The organism is Arthrobacter paludis (assembly GCF_056782315.1).
The window spans coordinates 234,913-256,111 of the sequence record NZ_JBXAEW010000003.1 but is presented as its reverse complement, the minus strand read 5'-3'; the positions used below and the strand labels follow the sequence as shown (position 1 = coordinate 256,111).

Annotated in this window: 18 protein-coding genes; 12 read left to right on the top strand and 6 right to left on the bottom strand. The window is 72.0% G+C overall.

Annotated features, from left to right (window positions below; genetic code table 11):
* Nucleotides 1-107 precede the first annotated feature (107 nt).
* From AC1Q5D_RS04010 to AC1Q5D_RS04000, 3 genes are all read right to left on the bottom strand, one after another.
* Nucleotides 108-1,874: an Ig-like domain-containing protein gene (locus AC1Q5D_RS04010; protein WP_481737274.1), complete on the bottom strand. Its 1,767-nt coding sequence runs from the start codon at nucleotides 1,872-1,874 to the stop codon at nucleotides 108-110.
* Nucleotides 1,875-2,020: 146 nt separating this feature from the next.
* Nucleotides 2,021-2,572, bottom strand: coding sequence for a hypothetical protein (locus AC1Q5D_RS04005; RefSeq protein ID WP_481737273.1), 552 nt, complete (start codon nucleotides 2,570-2,572; stop codon nucleotides 2,021-2,023).
* Nucleotides 2,565-3,329, bottom strand: a complete 765-nt coding sequence (locus AC1Q5D_RS04000; RefSeq protein ID WP_481737272.1) for an alpha/beta hydrolase — start codon at nucleotides 3,327-3,329, stop codon at nucleotides 2,565-2,567. The genes AC1Q5D_RS04005 and AC1Q5D_RS04000 overlap by 8 nt, the downstream gene beginning before the upstream one ends.
* A gap of 120 nt (nucleotides 3,330-3,449) precedes the next feature.
* Between AC1Q5D_RS04000 and AC1Q5D_RS03995 the strand changes: the two genes are divergently transcribed.
* From AC1Q5D_RS03995 to AC1Q5D_RS03985, 3 genes are all read left to right on the top strand, one after another.
* Nucleotides 3,450-4,175 (top strand): lysophospholipid acyltransferase family protein, encoded by a 726-nt coding sequence (locus tag AC1Q5D_RS03995; RefSeq protein ID WP_481737271.1) that lies wholly within the window; start codon nucleotides 3,450-3,452, stop codon nucleotides 4,173-4,175.
* A 90-nt stretch (nucleotides 4,176-4,265) separates the two neighbouring features.
* Nucleotides 4,266-5,660, top strand: coding sequence for a class II 3-deoxy-7-phosphoheptulonate synthase (locus AC1Q5D_RS03990; protein ID WP_481737270.1), 1,395 nt, complete (start codon nucleotides 4,266-4,268; stop codon nucleotides 5,658-5,660).
* A 290-nt stretch (nucleotides 5,661-5,950) separates the two neighbouring features.
* Entirely contained in the window at nucleotides 5,951-6,346 is a 396-nt protein-coding gene (locus AC1Q5D_RS03985) for a VOC family protein (protein ID WP_481737269.1), read from the top strand.
* Between the two features lie 17 nt (nucleotides 6,347-6,363).
* Here the strand turns inward: AC1Q5D_RS03985 and pknB are convergent, their stop codons facing one another.
* Complete coding sequence (pknB, locus tag AC1Q5D_RS03980; protein WP_481737268.1) at nucleotides 6,364-8,415, bottom strand: Stk1 family PASTA domain-containing Ser/Thr kinase; 2,052 nt, start codon at nucleotides 8,413-8,415, stop codon at nucleotides 6,364-6,366.
* A 192-nt stretch (nucleotides 8,416-8,607) separates the two neighbouring features.
* Nucleotides 8,608-8,856, bottom strand: a complete 249-nt coding sequence (locus AC1Q5D_RS03975) for a WhiB family transcriptional regulator (protein ID WP_481737267.1) — start codon at nucleotides 8,854-8,856, stop codon at nucleotides 8,608-8,610.
* Between the two features lie 266 nt (nucleotides 8,857-9,122).
* Here AC1Q5D_RS03975 and AC1Q5D_RS03970 point away from each other — a divergent pair, with 266 nt between their 5' ends.
* Complete coding sequence (locus AC1Q5D_RS03970; protein WP_481737266.1) at nucleotides 9,123-9,521, top strand: hypothetical protein; 399 nt, start codon at nucleotides 9,123-9,125, stop codon at nucleotides 9,519-9,521.
* On the opposite strand, the gene AC1Q5D_RS03965 is transcribed toward AC1Q5D_RS03970, so the two are convergent.
* The gene (locus AC1Q5D_RS03965; protein WP_481737265.1) at nucleotides 9,485-13,243 is read right to left on the bottom strand and encodes an FtsK/SpoIIIE domain-containing protein; all 3,759 of its coding nucleotides are present in this window, start codon (nucleotides 13,241-13,243) and stop codon (nucleotides 9,485-9,487) included. The genes AC1Q5D_RS03970 and AC1Q5D_RS03965 overlap by 37 nt on opposite strands.
* A 183-nt stretch (nucleotides 13,244-13,426) precedes the next feature.
* On the opposite strand from AC1Q5D_RS03965, the gene AC1Q5D_RS03960 reads away from it, so the two are divergent.
* The 8 genes from AC1Q5D_RS03960 (at nucleotide 13,427) to AC1Q5D_RS03925 (ending at nucleotide 21,102) form a co-directional block, all read left to right on the top strand.
* Nucleotides 13,427-14,650, top strand: coding sequence for a TadA family conjugal transfer-associated ATPase (locus tag AC1Q5D_RS03960; protein ID WP_481737264.1), 1,224 nt, complete (start codon nucleotides 13,427-13,429; stop codon nucleotides 14,648-14,650).
* Entirely contained in the window at nucleotides 14,647-15,501 is an 855-nt protein-coding gene (locus AC1Q5D_RS03955) for a type II secretion system F family protein (RefSeq protein ID WP_481737263.1), read from the top strand. Before AC1Q5D_RS03960 ends, AC1Q5D_RS03955 begins: the two co-directional genes overlap by 4 nt.
* Nucleotides 15,498-16,436, top strand: coding sequence for a type II secretion system F family protein (locus AC1Q5D_RS03950; RefSeq protein WP_481737262.1), 939 nt, complete (start codon nucleotides 15,498-15,500; stop codon nucleotides 16,434-16,436). Before AC1Q5D_RS03955 ends, AC1Q5D_RS03950 begins: the two co-directional genes overlap by 4 nt.
* Nucleotides 16,437-16,812: 376 nt before the next feature.
* On the top strand, nucleotides 16,813-17,145 hold the full coding sequence (locus tag AC1Q5D_RS03945) for a pilus assembly protein (protein WP_481737314.1): 333 nt from the start codon (nucleotides 16,813-16,815) through the stop codon (nucleotides 17,143-17,145).
* A 46-nt stretch (nucleotides 17,146-17,191) separates the two neighbouring features.
* Nucleotides 17,192-17,575, top strand: coding sequence for a hypothetical protein (locus AC1Q5D_RS03940; RefSeq protein ID WP_481737261.1), 384 nt, complete (start codon nucleotides 17,192-17,194; stop codon nucleotides 17,573-17,575).
* Entirely contained in the window at nucleotides 17,572-18,030 is a 459-nt protein-coding gene (locus AC1Q5D_RS03935; protein ID WP_481737260.1) for a pilus assembly protein TadG-related protein, read from the top strand. The genes AC1Q5D_RS03940 and AC1Q5D_RS03935 overlap by 4 nt, the downstream gene beginning before the upstream one ends.
* Nucleotides 18,031-18,089: 59 nt before the next feature.
* Entirely contained in the window at nucleotides 18,090-19,208 is a 1,119-nt protein-coding gene (gene prfB / locus AC1Q5D_RS03930) for a peptide chain release factor 2 (RefSeq protein ID WP_481737259.1), read from the top strand.
* Nucleotides 19,209-19,941: 733 nt separating this feature from the next.
* Nucleotides 19,942-21,102: a hypothetical protein gene (locus AC1Q5D_RS03925; protein WP_481737258.1), complete on the top strand. Its 1,161-nt coding sequence runs from the start codon at nucleotides 19,942-19,944 to the stop codon at nucleotides 21,100-21,102.
* The last annotated feature ends 97 nt before the right edge of the window (nucleotides 21,103-21,199 follow it).

Genomic DNA, 21,199 nt, shown 5'->3' with positions numbered 1-21,199 from the left:
CGCGGCCCGGCGGGTGCGGCGGGGGCGGCCGCACGCGGCGGGGCTCCCCGCGCCGGTGGCGCGGGGAGCCCCGAGTGGGCGGGCGGCGGAGCCGTCCGCGGTCCGGCCTAGCGGGTACCCGTCGTGAACGCGTACGTCTGCGAGGCCAGGCTGTTGTTGAACACGTCCCGGATGGCGGAGGTGCTGCCCGCCATGCCCACGGTGTACCGGGTGTTCGGCGCCAGCGTCACGCTCGGGTTGAGCGTCGCGCGGTGCGTCGCGGTGTTGAGCGTCACCGTGGCCGGGATGGCCACGCCGCCGGGGCCGCGCAGCCGCAGCGTGGTGCTGCGGACGCCCTGCACGTACTCGCTGTAGCGGATCGCGATGTTTCCGGTGCGCGAGGCGCCGGTCGTGTTCGCGCCCGGGTAGCGGCCGATGACGGTCGGGCGGGTGGTGTCCCGCGTCGTCGCGATCCGGACCCCGCGGGGGACGATGGCGCCGGTGTTGCCTGCGGCGTCGGTCGCCCGGACCTCGAAGGCGTAGGAGCCGGCGAGCTGCCGGTCGTACGTGATCGAGTCCTGGCACGGCGCGAACGCCGCGTTCGAGGGAAGCAGCCGGCACTGGAGCGCGGCCCCCGCCTCCGACGTGAAGTGCAGCGTCGGCGTGCGGTCCAGGGTCGGCGTGGACGGGAACGGCGCGACGACCTGGGCGGCGGGCGCCCGGGTGTCGACCCGCATGGCCAGCGTCCCGGACGTCGCACCGTCGACGCGGGCCTGGATCCGGTGGTCGCCGTTGGGCTGGGCGGGCAGCGTCACGCTGTAGTTGCCGGCCGTCGCGGTGGCCGTGGCGGCCAGCGTCCCGTTGACCAGGATCTCGACGGGGCCGGTCCCCGTGCCGAGCGCTCCGGTCAGGGTCGGCGTGGCGTCGCGCGTGATGTTGTCCGTCCTCGAGCGGCCCGTGTCGCTCGCGTTGGCGAGGTTTGGCGTGCCGGGTGCCCCGTCCACGGCGTCGGACACGACGCCCTGGATCGCGAAGGTGTTCACGGTCAGGGTGTTGACGCCGGGGCCTCCGGCGTCGGGGCCGGTGACGATCACCGCGTTGGTGCCCGAGGGGGCTCCGGTGGTGGTCCGGGCTGTCTCGTCGCCGATGGTGCCCGCGGGCGCCCCCACCTGGCGCATGAACGCAGCGGTCGTGCCCACCGCGTAGTCGCCGAGGAAGCCGCGGCTGACGGCGTCCCAGTCGCAGGTGGCGGCTCCGCCCGGCTCCGGCTCCTCCTCCGGCGGCGCGTTCGGGTCGACCGGTTCGGCGACCTCGCAACCGGTGTCGAGCGTGACGTTGATTTCGCCCGGGGTCTGCGTGGTCGCGGCGTCCGCGGTGAACGTGTGCACGCCGTACGGGTGCTGGATGGTGTACTCGGCCCCGGGCCGCAGGTTCTCGAGGCGGAAGCGCAGGCGCCCGAAGCCCATCTGGTCGCCCGCGGCCGGGGTCTCGGTGGCGAAGGCGCCCTCGAGGGCCGCCTCGTACAGGCCGAGGTTGCCGCCGCTGGCCTCGGCGACGTACCAGAACGCCTCGTCCGGGAAGTTGTCCGGGAAGGCAAGGGGTGCGGCCGGGTTCGGCAGCTCGGCGAGGCAGCCCTCGGCCGGGTCGATGCAGAACTTCAGGCGGACGGTGCCGTCGTCGAACCACATCGGGAAGCCGTTGGCGGCGTCCACCGGGCCGACGGCAGCGGTCTCCGCCTGCGCCGGTGCGGCGAGCGGGACCAGGGCGGCGGCCAGGAGCGCGGCGCCCGCGGCGCCCGCCAGACCGGTGCGTCCGGCGCGCCCGCGCGGCGTGGCGCGGTGGGCCGGTGTTCTTGTCGAGTGTGGTTGATCTGGGGTGCGCGTGGAGCCGGGCATGGCTAACTCCTTAGGTGACAGGCAGCAAACCCGAGGACGGAACCGCGGATGCGATTCGTGACGGAATCATGTCGCCGCGACCCTGTAGCAACCTTGGGGTCCATGTCGGACGCTCTTGGCGGGCCTTGCGCCGTTTTGTAGCAGCGCTAGACGCGGGCCCCGTTGTCGCCGCCATCGCCCCGGTCCCGGGGCATCCGGGCCACCAGGTAGGCGGTTCCGGCCAGGAACAGCACGCCCAGCCCGCCCCAGGCCAGCGCTGGCGCGCCGCGCCAGAAGACGGCCATGAGCAGCAGCGCCAGCGGCACTCCGGCGACGGCCGTCCACGCGAGCACGGACAGCGGGTCCCCGAATCCGAGCGCGGGCGGATCCGGCGGCACGAACTCGCCGTCGTCCTCGTCGTCGACCGCGTAGTCCCGCGGGCCCGGCGGGGGAGCCGCGCCCGGGCCGGGGGCGTCCGCAGCGGCACCGCCGCCGTCGTGCCCGGCAGCGCGGGGCGCGCCCGGTGCGCCGGGTTCGGCAGCGTCGGCAGCGCCGGCAGCGCCGCCGGCGCGTGGCGGAGGGGCGCCGCCGTCGCCCGGGCGGCGCTCGCCGGCGCCGCCGTCGTCTCCCGCCACGCCGTCCTCCTCGAGGCGGCGCACCAGGTCCCGCCAGACGGCGTCGTCCGCGTCCCGGTCCCGGCCGGGCAGCCCGTCAGCCACGCCCGCCCCCGATGGCCGCGACGAACTCCACCGAGGCCGCGCCGATGTCCGGGCCGTCGTGGTCCATGGTCGCCACGTGCAGGCTGCGCTCGAGCCGGCGGACGACCGGAGGGGAGGGCAGCCCTGCCGCCAGCGCCTCCACGCTCGACTCCGGGACCACGTGGTCGGTGGCGGAGCGGAACACGAGGACGGGGCAGCCGACGCGCGGCAGGGCCCGGCGGGTGCGGGCCAGCAGCAGGCCGAGCTGGTGGACGCCCGCGACGGGCGTGCGCGGGTAGGCGCGCTCGTCCATCCCGGGCAGGGCGATGTCGTTGGCGATCGGCGCCACCGAGCGCACCACGTGCCGCAGCACGCCCGCGTACCGGGCGAGCGGGTCCGCGAACGTCAGCGCCGGGTTGACGAGGGCCAGGCCCGCCACGGCGCGGCGGGCCGCGAGTTCCAGGGCGAGCGCCCCGCCCATCGACAGGCCGAACACGAACACGTGCCGGTGGTCGCGCTGCAGGACGTCGAACTCCGCGGAGGCGGCCGCGGTCCACGCGGCCGAATCGGTGCGGGCGAGGTCCCGCCAGTGCGTGCCGTGGCCGGGCAGCAGGGGCACGGAGACCGTGTGCCCGGCCGCCAGGGCCGCCTCCGCCCAGGGGCGCACGCTGCGGGGGCCTGACGTGAAGCCGTGCAGGACCAGCACGGCGTCCGGCCGGGGCCCGCGCACGCGCCAAGGGGCGCCCGACTCGGCGGGCGGCGCCTCGCTGTCCTGCATGCCTTCTCCCCATGACGCCGGTGACTGGCCGGACGTGTCCGTATGCCTAAGGTAGAGCGTAACCCCAGACACGGTCGGCGGTGCCCGGCGACCCGACAGACCCGGCGGAAGGCAAGGCGCGTGTTCTACTGGTTCATGAAGAGGCTGGTCGTTGGCCCCCTGGTCAACGTGCTGTTCCGGCCGTGGGTCAAGGGACTGGACAACATCCCGGAGACCGGCGGCGCGATCCTGGCCAGCAACCACCTGTCCGTCTCCGATTCGATCTTCCTGCCCGTCGCGGTGGAGCGTCCCGTCGTGTTCCTGGCGAAGATGGAGTACTTCACGGGCCGCGGGCTCAAGGGCCGGGCGACGGCGATGTTCTTCCGGCTGACCAACCAGCTGCCCATGGACCGCTCCGGCGGCGTGGCCTCCGCGAACTCGCTCGGGGCCGGCCGGGACATCCTGCAGGGCGGGCAGCTGCTGGGGATCTACCCGGAGGGAACGCGGAGCCCGGACGGCCGGCTCTACCGGGGCAAGCTCGGCGTCGCGAAGCTGGCGCTGGAGACCGGAGTGCCCGTGGTTCCCGTCGCGATGATCGGCACCGACAAGGTCCAGCCGATCGGCAAGACCGTGCCGAACATCCGCCGCGTGGGCATGATCGTGGGCGAGCCGCTCGACTTCTCCCGGTACGAGGGCATGGCCGCCGACCGCTTCGTGCAGCGCTCCGTCACCGACGAGATCATGTACGCCATTATGCGGCTCTCCGGCCAGGAGTACGTGGACGCGTACGCCGCGACGGTGAAGGCGCAGCTCGCCGCGGAGCGGCACGCCGGCCGGCTCGGCCGGAAGGGCGACGGCGCCGGCTGAGCGGCGGCGCGGCGCGCCAATGTGACCGCCGGGCCGGCCACTTTGACGCCCGGGTGGGTGCGCGGCCCGCGCCGGGACTACCCTTGAGGGGTGACTGAAGCCCCCTCCCTGAACCTGACCACGCAAGGCGTCTCCGGCCCGGCCACCGACCCGGGTCTGGACGCTTGGCGCTCCCTGCCCATCGCGCAGCAGCCCTCCTGGCACGGGACGGACGCGCACGACCGCGCCGTGTCCGAACTGGGCGCCCTGCCGCCCCTGGTGTTCGCGGGCGAGGTCGACGTGCTGCGCGAGCGTCTGGCGCAGGCCGCCCAGGGCCGCGCGTTCCTGCTCCAGGGCGGCGACTGCGCCGAGACGTTCTCCGGCGCGACCGCGGACAAGATCAGCGCCCGGGTCAAGACCATCCTGCAGATGGCCGTCGTGCTGACCTACGGCGCCTCGATGCCCGTCGTGAAGATGGGCCGCATGGCCGGCCAGTTCGCCAAGCCGCGCTCCTCCGACACCGAGACCCGGGACGGCGTGACGCTGCCGGCGTTCCGCGGCGAGATCGTCAACGGCTTCGAGTTCACCGAGGAGTCCCGCGCCCACAACCCCCAGCGCATGGTGCACGCGTACCACACGTCCGCGTCCACGCTGAACCTGATCCGGGCCTTCACCCAGGGCGGCTTCGCGGACCTGCGCTCCGTGCACAGCTGGAACCGCGGCTTCATGGCCAACCCGGCCCACGCCCAGTACGAGTCGCTGGCCGCCGAGATCGACCGCGCCGTGCGGTTCATGGAGGCCTGCGGCGCCGACTTCGACGCCCTCAAGCGCACCGAGTTCTTCGCCTCCCACGAGGCCCTGCTGCTCGACTACGAGCGCGCCCTGACTCGTACGGACTCCCGCACGGGCCTGCCGTACGACACGTCCGGGCACTTTCTGTGGATCGGGGAGCGGACCCGCCAGCTCGACGGCGCCCACGTGGACTTCCTGTCCCGCGTGCGCAACCCGATCGGGGTCAAGCTCGGCCCGACGACGACCGGCGACGACGCGCTGGCGCTGATCGAGAAGCTGGACCCGAACCGCGAGCCGGGCCGCCTGACGTTCATCACCCGCATGGGCGCGAAGAACATCCGGGAGAAGCTGCCGGCGATCGTGGAGAAGGTCACCGCCTCCGGGGCGCAGGTCCTGTGGGTCACGGACCCGATGCACGGCAACACCGTCACCAGCGCCAACGGGTACAAGACCCGCCGCTTCGACGACGTCATGGACGAGGTCCGCGGCTTCTTCGAAGTCCACGACGCCCTGGGGACGTACCCGGGCGGCCTGCACGTGGAGATGACCGGAGACGACGTCGCCGAGTGCCTCGGCGGCGCGGACCCCATCCGCGAGGAGCAGTTCGACGACCTGTACGAGTCGGTCTGCGACCCGCGCCTGAACCACCGCCAGTCCCTGGAGATGGGCTTCCTCGTCGCGGGCGCGCTCGCCCGCCGCGGGCGCCGGCACTAGGGAGCCTGCCCGCGCACCACGGCCCCGGACCGCACCGGTCCGGGGCCGTGGTGCGTGCGGGGCCCGGCAGGGCGAGGCCGAAAGGTTACCGCCGGCCCGGTCCCTCGCGGCCCACGGCGGGTGCGCGGCAGGCCTCCCGCCGGGCCGGCGTTGGCCGGCCATGCGGGCGCGCGTATCCTGCGTGTGGGGCGACGCTATTCGCCGCGTCCCGCTCCAGACGGCGCGGGACGGCCGGCCGGGCGCCGGAGACGCCGGCCCCAGGGCGTCCCCCACCGAGGGGACTGTGGATCATGCCCGACGACCTCGCTGGCCTCGCCAGCGTCAGATACATGGTCGACGACGTCGAGGAAGCCGTCGACTTCTCTACGCGGCACCTGGGGTTCGCCGTCCGCACGAACTACGCGCCGGCATTTGCCGACGTCGTGCGGGGTCCGCTGCGGCTGCTGTTGAGCGGTCCGTCGAGCTCGGCCGGCCGGCCGATGCCCGACGGCGCGACGCCGGGGCCGGGCGGCTGGAACCGGGTGCACCTTCTGGTCGACGACCTTGCGGGCGAAGTGGAGCGGCTGCGCGCCGGCGGCGTGCCCTTCCGCAACGACGTGGTTGCGGGCCCCGGGGGCCAGCAAATCCTGGTGCGGGATCCCTCGGGGAACGTCGTCGAGCTGTTCCAACCGGCCGAGCGTTCCTGACCGCGTGCCGGTCCCGCCTAGACGACCCGCAGCGTGACCGTCGATCCCTCGGGCGCCTGGCCCCCGGACGGGGACTGCGTGGCGACGGTCCCGAAGATGATGCCCCACGGGCTCTCGACGACCTCGACCGTGAACCCCGCCCCCTCGAGGGTGCGGCGCGCCTCGTCGAGTTGCTTGCGGGTCACGTCGGGGACCTTCACCATGCGGGGACCCTTGGACACCGTGTAGGTGACCTCGGAGCCGCGCTCGGCCGTGCCGCCGGCCGGCGACTGGGCCATGACGGAGCCCTTCGGAACGCTCCTGCTGAACTCCTTGCCGGCGTCCTTCGGCGCCAGCCCGGCGTCCTCGAGCGCGGCCCGCGCCTCGTCGGCCGGCAGCCCGGTCACGTCCGGCACGTCGACCGGTGCGGGCCCGAGCGAGACCGAGTAGTCGACGGCGGTCCCACGCCGGACCCGCTCGTCCGGGGCCGGGTCCTGGGCGATGACCCGGCCGGCCGGCACGGATTCGTCGTAGCGCTCCTCGACCCGGCCGGCCTCGAGCTCCGAGCCGCCCAGGAGCCGCGCGGCGGCCTCGGCCTGCCTGCCCTGCAGGTCCGGCACCGCGAACAGCTGCGGGCCCTTGGAGACGAGCAGCCGCACGTCCTCGAAACGGCGGATCGTCGTGCCGCCGGCCGGTTCCATGCCGACGACGACCCCCTTCGCCGTCGAGTCGTGGAAGACCTGGCGCTGGGTCGAGTCGACGCCCAGCGACGCGAGCTCGTCGGCCGCCTGCCGCACGGACTGGCCGCCGAGCCGGGGCAGGTCCACCGCGGCGCCGGGCCCGGCCCCGAAGAACCAGGCGGCGCCGGCCGCCAGCGCGGTGAGCAGGACGAACAGCGTGCCCACGATCCAGGCCCGGGCCCGGGACGGGCGTCGCCCGAGGGTCTCGCGCGGCCGCTGGGCCTCGCGGCGCGCCTGGCGCTGCAGGGCCTTGGCGGTGCGCTTGTCCGGCGCGGGGCGGCCGGGGGCCGGCGCGGCGGCGGGCACCTGCGGGGGCATGGCCCGGGTGGCGCCGGCGGCCCCGAGGACGGTCGTCGCACCGGCCGCCGCGGCGACCGCCCCGTACCCGCGGCCGCCGTCGTCGTCCCGCCCGTCGTCCCCGGGCGGCGCGGGGGCGTACGACGTGTGGGAGGCCGCGGCCGCCCCGCCGCGCCGGGATCCGGGCGCGAGGTCGAGCTCCTCGTCGGTCAGCGTGGTGCGGATGTGGCGGAGGTCGCCGAGCAGGTCGGCGGCGTCGTGGGGCCGCTGGTCCGGCTCGCGGGCGGTGCAGCACTCGACGAGCTCGTCCAGGTCCGCGGGCAGGCCCGGCACCACGCGCGACGGCGGCGGCACCGTCTCGTTGACGTGCCGGAGGGCGATGGCGACGTCGCTGTCCCCGGTGAACGGCTGCTGGCCGGTCAGTAGCTCGTAGAGCACGATCCCGAGGGAGTAGATGTCGCTGCGGGCGTCGGCCTCGCCGTTGAGCGCGAGCTCGGGCGCCAGGTACGCGGCGGTGCCCATCCGGGTGCCGGTGGAGGTGTGGTTGGTCGCGGCGCGCGAGAGCCCGAAGTCGGCGAGCTTGACCTCGCCGCGGTCGCCGAGCAGGACGTTTTCCGGCTTGATGTCGCGGTGGACGAGTCCGGCCTCGTGGGCGGCGGCGAGCCCCTCGGCGACGGGGTCGAGGAGCGCGAGGGCCTGCCGGGGCGGCAGGGCGCCGTGCTCGCGCAGGACGTCCCGCAGGGTGCGTCCGCGCACGTACTCCATGACCAGGTAGGCCGTGCCGTCGTCCTCGACGCCCTGGTCCAGGACCTGCACGACGTGGGGGTGGGAAAGCCGGGCCGCGTTGAGGGCCTCGGCCCGGAAGCGGGCGACGTTCGCGGGCTCGTCCGCGAAGTGGGGGTAGAGGACCTTCACGGCCACGGTCCGCTCGAGGCGGACGTCGGTGGCGGAGTAGACCGTGGACATGCCGCCGCGGGCCAGCCGTTGGTCGATCCGGTACCGGCCGCCGTCGACGGTTCGCCCCACGAGGGGATCGGTGCCCTGAACGCTCATTCTCCAAGGGTATCGACCCGACCGGCGTGATCCGGGCACCGGACGCCGGGCGCGTGCCGGGGCCGAAACGGGCTAGACCGCACACCATCAGGGGTGCGGGGGCGCGGTGGGACGACGGCGGCCCGGTGACGCCGACGGGGGCCGGAGCGTCGTGCTCCGGCCCCCGTCGGGGAGGTCGTGTCGCTCGGGCCGCTAGGAGGCGCGGCGCGCGCGGGCGGCGCGGCGCTTCATGGCGCGGCGCTCGTCTTCGCTCATGCCGCCCCAGACGCCGGCGTCCTGGCCGGACTCGATGGCCCACTGCAGGCACGTGTCGATCACGGGGCACCGGCGGCACACGCTCTTGGCCTCTTCGATCTGGAGCAGGGCGGGCCCGGTGTTCCCCACGGGGAAGAACAGCTCGGGGTCCTTGTCCAGGCAGGCCGCGCGGCTACGCCAATCCATGCTTGTGTTGCTCCTTGAAAGTCGGGGGCGCAGGCGCCGTCGAGCGTCCGCGGGTCGGGGGTGGGGCAGCATAGTCGGGCGGGGAGGCCCTTGATCAACTGCCAGATAAGGTTTTCATGTTACCGGGGTGTGAACAAGGGGTAGGGAAGCATGAATTGCCCTGTTAGCCTGAGGTTTTGCTCACAAGCCGAAGTGGCCGTGGCGCGGGTCTCGCCGGCCGCCGGGCCCGGGCGCGGTTCGGCTACCTTGGGGGAGTGCACCGCCCCGTGAAAGCCCGCCGCCCCGCATCGTTGACCGCCGTCGCCAGCCTGGTCCTCGTGGAGGCCCTCGCCGTACTCGCGGTCGCCGGCTTCCTGTGGTCCCAGCTCGCCGCCCCCGGTCCCGTCGGGGTTCCCGGCCGAGCCTTCCTGGCGTTGGTCGCCACGGGGGCCGCAGCCTGGCAGGCGTGGGTGGGACTGAATGTCCTGCGCGGCCGGGCATGGACCCGGGCCGCCGTCGTCGTGTGGCAGGTCTTCCAGATCATCCTCTCGGCGCAGGCGATCCAGGCGGTCGGCGGGGTCGCCTTCATTCCGCTGTTGATGGCGGCCGCGGCGGTCGTTCTGCTCTTCGACCCGAGGGCCACCGCCTTCTACGGGGACCGCTCCGGCGCCGCCGGGGAGCGGTAGCCCAGCTGGATCCTGATGGGCCCGGCCGGTCCGAGCACCACCGCCCGGCCGGGAGGTGCCGGCTGGCGGATGTCGAGCCGCCAACCGAAGGCGTCGCCGTCCACCGGCGAGGTGGGTCCCAGAAGGAGGGCGTTACCCGGCCGCCGGGCCGAGGCGGCGAAGGGCGGCCCGAAGGCGGCGCGGGCCGTCGCAGTCAGGGCCACAACGACCACCGCACCGCGGCCCTGCCAGCGGTCGATCAGGGACAGCCCCTCGGCGTCCAACCGGTCCCCGTTGTCGACGAACACGGCAGCCGGGGCGGCGTCTCCGTCGGCGCCGGGCGAGTCGGCGTCCACCCATAGCGAGCGGTCGGCGTCGATCGAGTGGAGGAAGCGGAGAAGCGAAGACTTCCCGGTCCCCGGGGCCCCGAGCACTACTCCGATGCCCTGCGGACGCCAGCGGTATGGCAGGTTCTCCGGGGCGGCGAGACCGATCGTCCATCCGGCCCAGTCGGCCCGATCCGCCGGCGGCCCTTGGGGAAGGGCCGACGACTCGAGGTGCTCCGGCAGCGGCAGGCACCGGGGAGCCTCCGCCGGCGCCGGTGGGTAGGAGGCACCGGCGTTGGGGGTCGCGACGCCGTGCGGCAGTTGCACCGCCTGTCCTGCGGCGGGGCCGCCAGGGACCACGAGGACACCCCTGCCCGAAACCGGGGAAACGGTGAGCAGCCGCGGCCACGCCATGGTCGTCTCATCTCCAAGGCCAAAGGGGCAGTAGATCCGGTGCGTCGCCAGTGCGAAGTACCGCGACGACATCAGGTCCCGGTCGCCGACGGCAACGATCCCGAGGGCCGCCCCGCGCTTTGTCCGTGCCTGCGCCAGGAGCCGGTCTTCCACGGCGGCCCACTGCGTGCTGCCGAGCGCGACCTGCCATAGGGCGAGCCCCGTGACGACGAGCAGAGTCTGGACACCGGCCACACGGCGGGCGGCTGCGTCCAGAACGTCAATGGCGCGCTCGGGCTCCCGGGGATCAGCCATGCCCACAACCCGGGGGAGGGCACGGAGGGCCTGCAGCTCGCCCGTTCCGTCGAGGATGTAGACAGCGTGTGGCGACCTGGACCGCGCCGTAGAGTGGACGAGCGCAGTCACGCCCTCGATCCCGCCCCCCGCTGGCCCCGAGACGACCGCGAACCGGGGAGCGGTGGCTATCGACAGCGGCAGCGGCCGGTGCCGCAGCGCATCGACGTCGTCTACCAGCCCCCAGGTCGGGACGCGAGTGTCCGCCTCGAGAGCGCCACCGTGGTGAGCCTCGTCCAGCGTGTTCGGCAGCGGCGGCGGGAAGATCCGAGGCCCCGGTACGTGCGGTTGGGGCGCGATACGGCCGACCAGTTCAGGCAATGGATCGTCAGGGCTTGCCCCCTTGATGGTCCGGATCCGCCGCACGCTGCCCAGCCCCGGCCCGCATTCCGTGATCGACCACTCGGGACCCTGCCCCGGACGCCCATGGGCCTGGAACGCCAGCGGGGCGTCGGAGCCAAGGCGCAGCAAGGCGCGGCCGGGACGTTCGCGAGGCAGTCGCGCGGCGTCGGGGGTGCCGACAAGGTCCTGTGATTCGAGCTCGCTTTTCAGGCGCAAGGCCACTACGGCGTTCAGGTTTGCCCGGAGTTCGCCGGTCACAGTGCCCTGTGGTCGCTGAGTCGACAGGATGAGATGGACGCCCAGGGAGCGTCCCACGGCCGCCAGCCGCGCCAACTCCGCAAGACCCTGTGGCACCTCGTCAACGAGGACCCGGAACTCGTCGACGACGACGACCAAACGCGGCATTGGCGTGCCCCGGGATCCGTCGACATCCCGCCACGATGCGTAGTCGTGGGTATCGGCCGCGCGGAGGACCCTCTCCCGGCGGGACAGTTCGCTCCGCAGGAGAGCCAGGGTGCGCGCCGCAGCGGCTGCGTCGAGATCCGTGGCAAGTGTCGTGGCATGGGGGAGGCCGAGACAGTCACCCAGCGTCGCTCCTCCTTTGAAGTCCACCAGCAGGAAAGCGACCTCCGAGGGCCCATAGCGGCAGGCGAGATCCCGCACAATGCTCCTGATCAGCTCGGATTTGCCCGACCCCGTGGTTCCTGCCACGAGGGTGTGGGGCCCGTCCGCCACGAGGTCGATCGACACCGTCCCCGATTCCGCCACGCCCAAAGCGGCGACGAGCGATTGGGAGGCGCATTCGTTCCAAGCCGTCGCCGGCGGCTCAAGGCGAGCGCTATCCGGGAGGGCTGCGCTGAGCTGCGCGGGAGGCCCCTGTTGGGGACGGGTGGACGCCCAGCGCTCGCCGGTTTCTGCGAGGGTCCTCCACGAGACGCCGTCGGTGAGTACGCAGGCCTCGGAACCGCCGGCGCGGACGACCCCGGCATCCGCATCGACCGCCCAGGTGGAAACCACAGCCGCCTGCCGGTCGAGCACCAGCAGCGCCGGTGGGGTGCCGTTTCCCGTCTCCTGCCGGACCGCGTGTTCCCACGCGGTAGGCAACCCGGCGGAGACGACCACCACCAGCCGCGTGTGGAGAGAGCGCAGGAGCCCAGCCAAGGAGTCCGGCGTGGCAGCGAGATGGGTGCCCGGGACCATCCGGAGTTCCGAGGGCAGCGCCGGGACATGCCCGGCGACGACCACCTGCAGGCCCGCCGGATCCACTTGGTCCCATAGCTGTAGGGCGAGCGCCCTGAAGAGGGCAGGCGCCGCCCCTGAGGTCCCTGTCACCGTGCCGACGGTTGCCGGTCGCAACGTTTCCAATACGGGTCCCCGGAACCGCGGGACCCGACGTCCGGACGGATCGCCGCCGGTCCACGCGAGAGTGGGGGAGAACCACCCGGTCCCCACGCGCAGTGGTACGGAGTCCCGGGCACATCCGTCCGCGATCAACGGCGGGACGCGGCTGCTGAGGGCAATGGCGCCTGGTGGCGGAGCCGTCTGTTCGCGGAGGCGGGCTTCGCGGACCGCGGCGGCATGAACGGCAGACCTGCACCGGCGGCGCCCCAGTAGCTCCGAAATGGCCGGGATGCCGCCGGTAACAAGGCCGAGGCCGCTGAAGGCGAGGAAGAACCATGAACCGGTGGCCACGGCCAGGGCGATACCGATGCCCAGAGGCGTCGTGGCGGCCAGCAGGGCGAGCCAGGGGCGGGCCATGGCCTTGGGGCAGGTGACTGGGGTCGGCGCCGGTGGCCACGGGGGGCGGGGCAGTCGGGCAGGAGACAGTTGCCTCAGCCTGAACTCGGTGCCTCCGAGCCGGACGGACTCGTCAGCATGGAGTGCCCTCCAGGAGGCTCGCGCCTCGCCCGGGCCGACAGTCGTCTCCCTGATCCGGACCGACATCCCGTCGACAAGGCACTCAGCGTGCCGGCGCGACAGCGCGGGGTCTAGGACCTGGAGGTCGCCCGGCCCGCGTCCGATCTCGTGCCTGCCGCGCACCGCGGCGAAATGCTGGCCGGCGTCTGGGCCCTTGTCGGCCACGAGCCATGTTCCGGCGTGTTCCGGCGCGCCTTCCCCGGCTGCCGCGGGGTAGGGCGTGAGGAGCACGGAGCCGAGCGAGGGCAGGTTCCCGACGGCGGAGAGCGGTCTCGGGCCCAGGTACAGGTCTGGCATGCCCCACTCGTGCAACAGGCGCGACAAGGTCGCGCCGGGGATGCCGCCGGCAGTAGCGCCGATGTCCACTTGGTGCGTCCCAGAGCCCAGGGGCACCGAGATGTGCAGGACCATCCTCTCCTCCCTTCCTTTGGGCACGGTAGGCGCCGGGAGCGTGCCACAGGCCGCGCCGTCGCGGTTTGTGGAAATTCGCTACGGATATCCACACCCGTAAGACTGCGGTTGTAGATCGATAATCGACTTCGGTAACGTCTTGTCCCATCGACTGGAAGAACCGGTGGCAGGGAGGCGCGCGGAATGGAAGCCATCGCGATCGTGGAGGACGAGGTCCGCGAACTCATTAGGCGCCGTGGCCTCGATCCGGCGAACGAGCCGGGGGAGGTCCGCGCGGTCGTCGAGGCCGCCGTTCGCGACTACGACGAGCGCTCCATGCTGGGGACGCTGCCGCGCCTCGGGGGCCTCGACGAGGCCGGGCGCCTGGTCTTCGACGCGGTGGCGGGTCTGGGCCCGATCCAGCCCCTGATGGATGACCCGGATATCGAGGAAATCTGGATCAACTCGCCGACGGAAATCTATGCCGCCCGCGGGGGAACGAGCGAGCTGACCTCGATTCGTCTCGACGCCGGCCAGGTCGCCGCGCTCGTCGAGCGGATGCTGAAGTCGTCGGGACGGCGACTGGACCTGTCGTCGCCCTTCGTCGACGCGGCGCTACCGGACGGCTCCCGGCTCCACGTGGTCATCCCTGACATCACACGCCGATATTGGTCCGTCAATATTCGGAAGTTCATAGCCCGCGCCTCTCGCCTCGACCACCTAGTCGAGCTCGGTTCGCTCAGCAGGCAAGCTGCGGACTACCTCGCCGCCGCGGTCGCCGCAGGCATGAACATCCTCGTCTCCGGCGCCACGCAGGCCGGCAAGACGACGCTCCTGAACTGCCTCGCGTCGGCGGTAGGCAGCCGGGAGCGCGTGATCACGGTCGAGGAGATCTTCGAACTCAAGATTGCGTTGCGCGACGTGGTCGGCCTCCAGTGCCGCCAGCCCAATCTGGAAGGGAACGGCGAGATCACGCTGCGGCGATTGGTCAAGGAGGCTCTCCGGATGCGGCCCGACCGGATCATCGTCGGCGAGGTGCGGGAGGCCGAAGCACTGGACATGTTGATCGCCATGAACGCAGGCCTCCCTGCGATGGCCAGCGTCCATGCAAACAGCGCTCGTGACGCCGTGACGAAGATCTGCACCCTGCCGCTGCTCGCCGGGGAGAACATCTCATCGCAATTCGTCCTCCCGACCGTCGCTTCGTGCATCGACCTCGTGGTTCAGTGCGAACGCGCTGCCAATGGGCAACGGCACGTGGCTGAGATCCTCAAGCTCGGGCGACGCGTCGAGAACGGGGTGATCGAGTCGTCCCCACTGTTCACTTGGTCGGACGGGGAGCTGTCCATGGCATCGTCAGCGGACCCCGGGCATGAAAAGCTCGAGCGGGCCGGCTACTTGCCGCACAGGCTGGCGGAGGCGTCGTGAGCCTCGTCTTGGGTCTCGTCCTCGGCGCGGGACTATTCCTCATCTGGTGGTCGTTTTGGAGCGAGCCGGCCCGAGCAAGCCGTGGGAAACACCCGGGCAGCGTCGAAGGATTGCTCCTCCGGGCAGGAATGGACCAGGTCGGCCCAAGCGGCTTCGTCTGGGCCATGGCGACGTCCGGCGTGATCGTCACGGCGCTCGTCCTGCTGGCCACGCGTAGTCCGGTGATTGCCGTCGTGTTTGGAGCCTTTGGCGCAGGGGTTCCGTGGGGGATCGTCCGGTGGCGGGCGCGCAGGCGCACCGCCGCGTTGCGGGAGCAATGGCCCGACGTCGTTGACCACCTGCGCTCCGCCGTGCGGGCTGGGCTGTCCCTCCCGGAGGCGTTGATCCAGCTGGCTGTGCAGGGACCGGAGCAGTTGCGGCCGGCATTCGAGGAGTTTGCGCTGGACTACCGCGCGTCGGCCCGCTTCGACGACTCGGTCGAAAAGCTGCGGAGACGGCTAGCCGATCCCGTGGCCGACAAGATCATTGCCGCTCTGAGGATCACCCGGGACGTTGGCGGTTCGGATCTGGGCCAGACACTGGCCACGCTGGCATCGTTCCTTCGCGAGAGCGCCAGAACGCGCGGCGAGCTGGAGGCACGGCAGTCGTGGACTGTCAACGCTGCCCGCCTCGCCGTTGCCGCTCCGTGGGTCATCCTCCTTCTGCTCGCGAGCCAGCCGCAGGCGGTCGCGGCGTATTCGACGGTCGGTGGGGCAGTCGTGATCGTCGGCGGGTTGGCCGTGTCCACCGTGTGCTACCGGGTCATGCTGCGGATCGGCGTGCTGCCCGACGAGGAACGGATCATCCGGTGAGCGCCGCCATGGGGCTTGCCATCGTGCTGGGGCTCGTCCTGGGCTCGGGGCTTTGGCTGGCCCTATCGGGACTGCCCGCCATGCGGCGCGTCGCTTTCTCGGAACGCATCGCCGTCCAGCTCCGCGCGGTTCGGGCCGATTCGCGGCTCCTCTCGACGCCGGGGCGCGATGCCCCGTTCGGACCGCTCGGCCGGATTCTCGCCCCGGTCCTTGCGGACCTCGTTACATGGACAAACCGGATCAATCCGCTCGGCGGCTCCCTGGAGAAGCGGCTCCGCAAAGCGGGCCTGAACATGTCGGCGACCGACTTCCGTGCGTCTCAGCTGCTTTGGGGCGCCACCGCGTTCCTCGTGGCCGGCCTCTTCATCGTGGGGTCGGCGCTCTCCGGGACACTCAATCCGTGGCTCGGCTCGCTCGTCCTGGCGGTCTCGGCGGTGTGCGGGTTCGTGCTGCGCGAGTGGTACCTCGGGGAGCAGGTGCAGCGCAGAAGCCGACGGATCCTCGGCCAGTTCCCGACGATTGCGGACCTTCTCGCGCTGTCCGTCGCGGCGGGCGAGAGCACGTTGGGTGCCATCGAACGGGTCTCGCGGACAGCTCGGGGCGACCTTGCCGACGAGTTCACCGTGGCACTGAAGGAGGTCCGAGCTGGTGCTCCGTTGGCCGACGCCTTGCGTGGCCTCGCCAACCGGGCCGAGGTCACCGCCCTATCTCGCTTCGTTGACGCGCTCATCGTGGCGGCCGAACGGGGGACGCCCCTCGCGCAGGTCGTGCGGGACCAGGCCCAGGATGTCCGGGATGCCTCCAAGCGGGAACTGATGGAGACGGCCGGCAAAAAGGAGATCGGGATGATGGCCCCGGTCGTGTTCGGGGTGCTTCCCCTGTCGGTCCTGTTCGCTGTCTACCCCGGTCTCGCCCTCATCAGTCTCGAGTTCTAGTACTGCCCGCGAAGGGGCGTTCACCGAAAGGAAACAGTCATGCACCAGTCACCAGCGCCGCGGAAGCGGCAGCCGATCGACGGACCCGGTCTCATGCCCGGGCTTGCCGCACGGATCCGTCGGGACGAACGCGGAGACGTGCCAGGGTGGGTCATGATCACTTTGATGTCGGCCGTTCTCGTGGCCGGGCTCCTCGCGGTCGCGGGCCCGGCGCTGGGGGACCTTTTCCAACAGGCCATTGCGCGTGTGTCCGGTCTGGGCTGACCACGCCACTTCATTTCGCTACCCGCCGCGCCCATCCGGCGTCGAAGCCGAGCCGGGACGCGTCGGAGCCGGGTGCGGCTCCGAATCCGGTTCCGCGGTGGCGGAATTCGTCATGGTGGCGTCACTCCTCACAGCCGTCTTCGTCTCCGTTCTCCAGCTCGCGATCGTGCTCCACGTCCGCAACACGATGATGGATGCTGCTGCCGCCGGAGCTCGGCATGGGACGTTGGCCGACCGGAGTCCGCCCGAGGGTGCCGAACGGGCCCGGTCAATCCTCCGTGCCTCGCTCGGTCCGCGTTTCGCACAGGGGGTCACCCACGAGACCACGGTCATTGGAGGAAACCCTGGCGTTCGTGTCCATGCCACCGCCTCGGTCCCGCTGCTGGGCTTCCTGCCCGGTCTCGGCAGTCTCTCCGTGACCGCGGAGGCGGCGACATATGGATAGGAGCGCAGCGAGGCACGCCAACAGCACCGCGGAAGAGGGGTCGGCGATGGTCGAGTTCATCTTCCTCGGCGTCCTGCTGATGGTTCCCGTCGTCTACTTGCTGGTCACGTCCAGCCAGCTGCAGGCAGCGGCTTACGCGGCCGTGGGCGCCTCCGACCATGCTGCCAAGGTGTTCGTCGACGCCGACTCCGAAGCAGAGGGCGCAGCGCACTCCCGCGATGCCGTCGATCGTGCCGTGTCCAATCTGGGGATCGTGCCGTCGCGCGCGGCCATGTCCTACGTCTGCTCGGCCCGTTGCCTAGAGCCCGGCTCGACGGTGACCGTCACCATCGAGGTAACGGTCGTCCTACCGCTGCTGCCGCCGGGCATCGACGCACCCGTCGGGACCTCCGCGTCGTCTTCAACCCACCGCGTGGATCGCTACGGATGAGACGCGCAATCCGGCAGGCTGGGCGGAGGCCGGACGAATCCGGCCAGACCATCGTCCTGATCGTCGGCTATGTCGTCGTTGCCTTGCTCGCCACAAGCGCGATGCTCGCCGCCACGACCGTGAACACCACCGCCCGGAAACTGCTGAGTGTCGCGGACGGTGCCGCGGCCGCGGCAGCGGACAGCTATTCCCTGGCGGATTCCGGGGACGGGCCCGTCGACCTCGTCCTCAGCGACGCCGACGTCAGGGCCGCGGCGGCCACCTATGCGGCCGACGTCGGGGCGCCGACCCGGTTCGAGGGTTTTGCCATCGGCAGCGCGACGGCCGGTCCCGGGGGCGACACCGCCCGCGTCACCCTGCACGCCACAGTCGACCCACCGATCGTCGGGTGGATCATCCCCGCCGGCGTTCCGATCAGCGTCCACGCCAGCGCCCGCACTATCCTCGTTCGCTAAGCGTGCCGAGGCGAGCGTCCCCGGCGCACCGCACCGCCATGCCGTAGGCTGGGGAAACCATGGCAGCAACCGACTTCACCGCCGCGATCCGCGAACTCCGTTCCACCTACGCCTCCATCGAGGCGGTGTCCGACGTCGACCGGCTCAAGGCCGAGGTCGCCGAGCTCTCGGAGCAGGCCGGCGCCCCGGACCTGTGGGACGACCCGGCCGCGGCCCAGCAGGTCACCTCCCGCCTGTCCCACCGGCAGTCCGAACTGGCCCGGCTCGAGAAGCTGTCCGGGCGCATCGACGACCTCGAGGTGCTCGTCGAGCTCGCCGGCGAGGAGGACGACCCGGACTCCCTCGCCGAGGCCGAGAAGGAACTCGCCGCCCTGCGCCGGGCCCTCGAGGAGCTCGAGGTCGTCACCCTCCTGTCGGGGGACTACGACGAGCGCTCCGCCGTCGTCACCATCCGCTCCGGCGCCGGCGGCGTCGACGCCGCCGACTTCGCCGAGATGCTGCTGCGCATGTACCTGCGCTGGGCCGAGCGCAAGGGCCACAAGACCACCGTCCTGGACACCTCCTACGCGGAGGAGGCGGGGCTGAAGTCCGCCACGTTCGAGGTCGACGCCCCCTACGCGTTCGGCACGCTCTCCGTCGAGGCGGGGACACACCGGCTCGTGCGCATCAGCCCCTTCGACAACCAGGGCCGCCGCCAGACCAGCTTCGCCGCCGTCGAGGTCGTGCCGCTCATCGAGCAGACCGACTCCATCGAGATCCCCGAGAACGAGATCAAGGTCGACGTCTTCCGCTCCTCCGGCCCCGGCGGCCAGTCGGTCAACACCACCGACTCCGCGGTGCGCATGACCCACATCCCCACCGGCATCGTGGTCTCCATGCAGAACGAGAAGTCGCAGCTGCAGAACCGCGCCGCCGCGCTGAAGGTCCTGCAGTCCCGCCTGCTGCTGCTGAAGAAGGAGCAGGAGGACGCCGAGAAGAAGGCGCTCGCCGGGGACGTCAAGGCCTCGTGGGGGGACCAGATGCGCTCCTACGTGCTCAACCCGTACCAGATGGTCAAGGACCTGCGCACCGAGCACGAGGTCGGCAACACGTCGGCGGTGCTCGACGGCGAGATCGACGACTTCATCGACGCGGGCATCCGCTGGCGCGCGAACCAGCGCCAGGAGGCCTCTTCGTAGCAGGCCAGCCCGCAGGCCCCCCGTTCCCACCGGAGCGGGGGGCCTGCCCGGGGTGGCCGACGGCGACGTCGTCGAGGCGATCCTCGGTCCCGCGGCCCGGCGCCTGGCCAGGGAGTTCCCCTCGCGGGAGGCCTACCGGGACCACTGGCGGCCCCACCCGGCCTTCGCGGGGGATTGGAACGAGCTCGTCGAGGACTACGTCGACTACGACCTGACCGGCGCCCCACCCCGGCCCGTCCCTGCTCGCGGCGCTGGACGGTCTGGCGCACGATGCGCTGCTGCTGCGCTCGCCCCGCGGGCTCCAGGGGGAGGAACCCGGCCTTTACACGGCCGAGTACGTCCGGGACTGGGCGGGCCGCGTCCCCGGACTGCGGGCGCGCACCGTGGAGGAGACCAACCACTACACGTTCGTCATGGCCGACCACGGCGCCACCGAGGTGGCGGTCCGCGCCCTGCTCACCGACGGGGGCCACGGCGCGGGAGGCGGCAACCGCCCCGCGGCGGCGGCCCGGCGGGCCCCGCCGCCGGGGGTTAGCCGGCTGGCCTGGGCGGACCGTTCGACCGGCTGGAGCCCGAATCGCCAAGTTCTGCAAAGGCTATAGGCCAAGCTGTCATGTGTTGCTACGTTGGACGGGCAAAGAGCGGGGGAGGCTGGCGATTCCCGGCGATCCCGCTTCCGCGGCCCGTGGCGGGGCGCGGCGAATCCACAGCGGAAGGGTGAAGAACCATGCGCATGAGGAGCATCGGGCTGGCCGCACTCGCGGCGGCCTTTGTGGCAGGTAGTACGGGGACGGCGGCGGTCGCGGACCCGCCCGGCGGCACTCCCGACAACTCCGCGGCCCAAATCACCGTGGCCGACTGCCTGGTCGAGTCCTCCAAGGAGATTTCCTACATTGAATACTTCGCGGACGGCGACCTCGTCTCCCGGGACGAGGACGTCGACGAGACCGCCTTCGACCTGTCGCAGGTGGACGGAATCAACGGGATCGACTCGGTGACCGTCAAGTCGGGGACGACCGTCGCCTCGTTCCCCGTCGACTGCGGCGCGGACGCCGAGGAGCCCGGAGATGGTGAAGGCGACGGCGACGGTGAGGGTGAAGGCGATGGCAGCGAGGCCACGATCACGCTGACCAGCTGCCTGCTGGAGTCCTCCAAGGAGATCTCCTACATCGAGTACTTCGCGGACGGCAGCCTCGTCTCCCGGGACGAGGACGTCGACGAGACCTCGGTCGACCTGTCCACCGTGGACGGGATCGAAGCGATCGACTCCGTGAGCGTGAAGGCCGGCACGACGGTGGAGAGCTTCCCCGTCGACTGCGCCCCGGGCGACGGCGAGGGTGAAGGCGACGGCGACGGCGATGGCAGCGAGGCCACGATCACGCTGACCGGCTGCCTGCTGGAGTCCTCCAAGGAGATCTCCTACATCGAGTACTTCGCGGGCGGCAGCCTCGTCTCCCGAGACGAGGACGTCGACGAGACCTCGGTCGACCTGTCCACCGTGGACGGGATTGAGGCGATCGACTCCGTGAGCGTGAAGGCCGGCACGACGGTCGAGAGCTTCCCCGTCGACTGCGCCCCGGGCGACGGGGACGGTGAAGGCGACGGCGACGGTGAGGGCGACGGGTCCGACGACGGGACCGCGGAGATCTCCCTGTCCGGCTGCGTGCTGACGGCCACGAAGGACATCTCGAACATCGAGTACTACTCCGGCGGGACGCTCGTGTTCAAGGACGAGTCCATGAACACCCGCACCTACGACCTGGCGACCGTGCCGGGCATCGGGGACATCGACTCCGTAACGGTCAAGGCCGGCGAGACGGTCGAGAGCTTCGCGATCGACTGCACGGCGGACGCCGAGGACGGCGACGGCGAGGACGACGGCGACGACGCCTAGCCTTCGGTAGCAGGCCGCGAACGGCTCCCGGGCCCACGCCCGGGAGCCGTTTTCGCGCGCCGCCCGCGGCGACAGGGCCTCGCGCCCGGACGCGGCC

Coding starts and splice junctions, on each gene's coding strand:
- AC1Q5D_RS03960 (WP_481737264.1), top strand. CDS start 13,427: ATGGAAGCCATCGCGATCGTGGAGGACGAGGTCCGCGAACTCATTAGG.
- AC1Q5D_RS04010 (WP_481737274.1), bottom strand. CDS start 1,874: ATGCCCGGCTCCACGCGCACCCCAGATCAACCACACTCGACAAGAACA.
- prfB (WP_481737259.1), top strand. CDS start 18,090: ATGGCAGCAACCGACTTCACCGCCGCGATCCGCGAACTCCGTTCCACC.
- AC1Q5D_RS04000 (WP_481737272.1), bottom strand. CDS start 3,329: ATGCAGGACAGCGAGGCGCCGCCCGCCGAGTCGGGCGCCCCTTGGCGC.
- pknB (WP_481737268.1), bottom strand. CDS start 8,415: ATGAGCGTTCAGGGCACCGATCCCCTCGTGGGGCGAACCGTCGACGGC.
- AC1Q5D_RS03985 (WP_481737269.1), top strand. CDS start 5,951: ATGCCCGACGACCTCGCTGGCCTCGCCAGCGTCAGATACATGGTCGAC.
- AC1Q5D_RS03925 (WP_481737258.1), top strand. CDS start 19,942: ATGAGGAGCATCGGGCTGGCCGCACTCGCGGCGGCCTTTGTGGCAGGT.
- AC1Q5D_RS03945 (WP_481737314.1), top strand. CDS start 16,813: ATGGTGGCGTCACTCCTCACAGCCGTCTTCGTCTCCGTTCTCCAGCTC.
- AC1Q5D_RS03965 (WP_481737265.1), bottom strand. CDS start 13,243: ATGGTCCTGCACATCTCGGTGCCCCTGGGCTCTGGGACGCACCAAGTG.
- AC1Q5D_RS03975 (WP_481737267.1), bottom strand. CDS start 8,856: ATGGATTGGCGTAGCCGCGCGGCCTGCCTGGACAAGGACCCCGAGCTG.
- AC1Q5D_RS03940 (WP_481737261.1), top strand. CDS start 17,192: ATGGTCGAGTTCATCTTCCTCGGCGTCCTGCTGATGGTTCCCGTCGTC.
- AC1Q5D_RS03935 (WP_481737260.1), top strand. CDS start 17,572: ATGAGACGCGCAATCCGGCAGGCTGGGCGGAGGCCGGACGAATCCGGC.